Origin of the sequence: Streptococcus sp. DD11 (genome assembly GCF_001578865.1) — a bacterium.
In the GTDB taxonomy this organism is placed as follows: Bacteria; Bacillota; Bacilli; order Lactobacillales; family Streptococcaceae; genus Streptococcus; species Streptococcus panodentis.
Genome location: NZ_KQ969396.1, coordinates 8,896 through 10,516 on the forward strand (window position 1 = coordinate 8,896; position 1,621 = coordinate 10,516).

General features: G+C 47.6%; 3 protein-coding genes. All 3 read left to right on the forward strand.

Going from position 1 to position 1,621, the window contains the following annotated elements; all coding sequences use genetic code 11:
* Positions 1–636: FAD:protein FMN transferase (locus STRDD11_RS09485; protein ID WP_164828455.1), on the forward strand; the 636-nt coding region annotated here is incomplete at its 5' end.
* A gap of 80 nt (positions 637–716) precedes the next feature.
* Complete coding sequence (locus tag STRDD11_RS09490) at positions 717–1,325, forward strand: NADPH-dependent FMN reductase (protein ID WP_128837128.1); 609 nt, start codon at positions 717–719, stop codon at positions 1,323–1,325.
* A gap of 23 nt (positions 1,326–1,348) precedes the next feature.
* Positions 1,349–1,621 (forward strand): NAD(P)H-dependent oxidoreductase (locus STRDD11_RS09495; RefSeq protein WP_164828456.1); only part of this gene is annotated, 273 nt, incomplete at its 3' end.

Here is a 1,621-nt window from a genome sequence, read left to right on the forward strand (position 1 = left end):
GGCTTTTCCGATGCCCGTCTGCCCAGCTCCTATGAAATCAGCCAGGCCCTGGCTTTGACTGACCCTGACTTGATTGATTTAGACCCAGAAAGTCACAGCGTTTTTCTGGCCGAAAAAGGCATGAAAATTGATTTAGGTGCCTTGGCTAAAGGTTATATCGCTGACAGGATTAAGGATTACCTGCAGGCACAGGGAGTTACTTCTGCTCTAATCAATCTGGGCGGTAATGTTCTGACACTTGGGGAAAACGAAGTCACTCAGCGTCCTTGGCGGATTGGGATTCAAAACCCCAAATTGCCGCGAGGAAAGCACTCGGCTATTCTGACAGTTACTGATCAGTCTGTGGTCACATCAGGGATTTATGAGCGGACTCTGCAGACTGAGGGAAAAAGCTATCATCATATTCTGGACAGAGAGACAGGCTATCCCGTTGACAGCCCGCTGGCCAGCATTACCATCTTATCCGACAAGTCAGTAGACGGCGAGATCTGGACGACCCGGCTCTTTGGTGAAGCTCCTGCTTCGATTCTGGCTCAGGTCGAGGCGCAGGAAGGCATCGAAGCGCTGATCATCACTCAGGATGACCGCATCTTTTGCAGTTCAGGAGTGCTGCCGCACCTGACAGTCGCTTCCTGATACTCAGGATTTTGCCCTGTTCTCATTTTTTAAAACAACTTGCAGCTTATCTTTATATCTTCATTCAGAAAGGACATTTCATGTTAAAACTTATAGCGATTGTTGGAACAAATTCCCAACGTTCTACAAACCGTCAACTTCTTCAGTATATGCAAAAGCATTTTGCGGACAAGGCCGAGATTGAATTGGTCGAAATCAAGGATATACCTGTCTTCAACAAGCCGGCTGACAAGCATGTGCCGGAATTGGTGTCTGAAATTGCCGAAAAAATCGATGCCGCTGACGGTGTCATCATCGGCACTCCCGAATACGACCACTCTATTCCGGCCGTTCTGATGAGCGCTCTCGCCTGGCTTTCCTACGGTATCTATCCGCTGCTCAATAAGCCAGTGATGATTACCGGTGCTTCTTACGGTACCCTCGGTTCTTCCCGTGCCCAGCTCCAGCTCCGTCAAATCCTTAATTCGCCTGAGCTGAAGGCCAATGTGATGCCTGGTTCCGAATTCCTGCTTTCTCACTCTCTGCAGGCATTTGACAAGGAAGGCAGCCTGATTGACCTTGATTCCATCGAAAAGCTGGACGCTATTTTTGATGATTTCCGCCTCTTTGTGAAAATCACCCAAAAACTGAGAAGTGCCCAAGCTCTGCTTCATAAAGAAGCTGAGAACTTCGACTGGGAAAATCTGTAAGAATTAGTTAAAGGAGAAATAACATGAAATTTGTAGGACTTGTCGGATCCAACTACGATCAATCATACAACCGCAAGCTGCTGGAGTTCATCAGACGGCATTTTAAGATTAAATTTGAGCTGGAAGTTCTGGAAATTGATGAAGTTCCCATGTTCAACCAAGATGAAAAATGGGACGAATCTTTCCAGCTGCGCCTGCTCTACAATAAGATTACCCGTGCTGACGGCGTCATTATTGCCACGCCGGAGCACAACCACACGATTACGGCCTCTCTCAAGAGCGTTCTTGAGTGGCTT

Excerpts from the sequence above, each read along its gene's own strand:
- STRDD11_RS09490 (WP_128837128.1), top strand. The coding sequence starts at position 717 with ATGTTAAAACTTATAGCGATTGTTGGAACAAATTCCCAACGTTCTACA.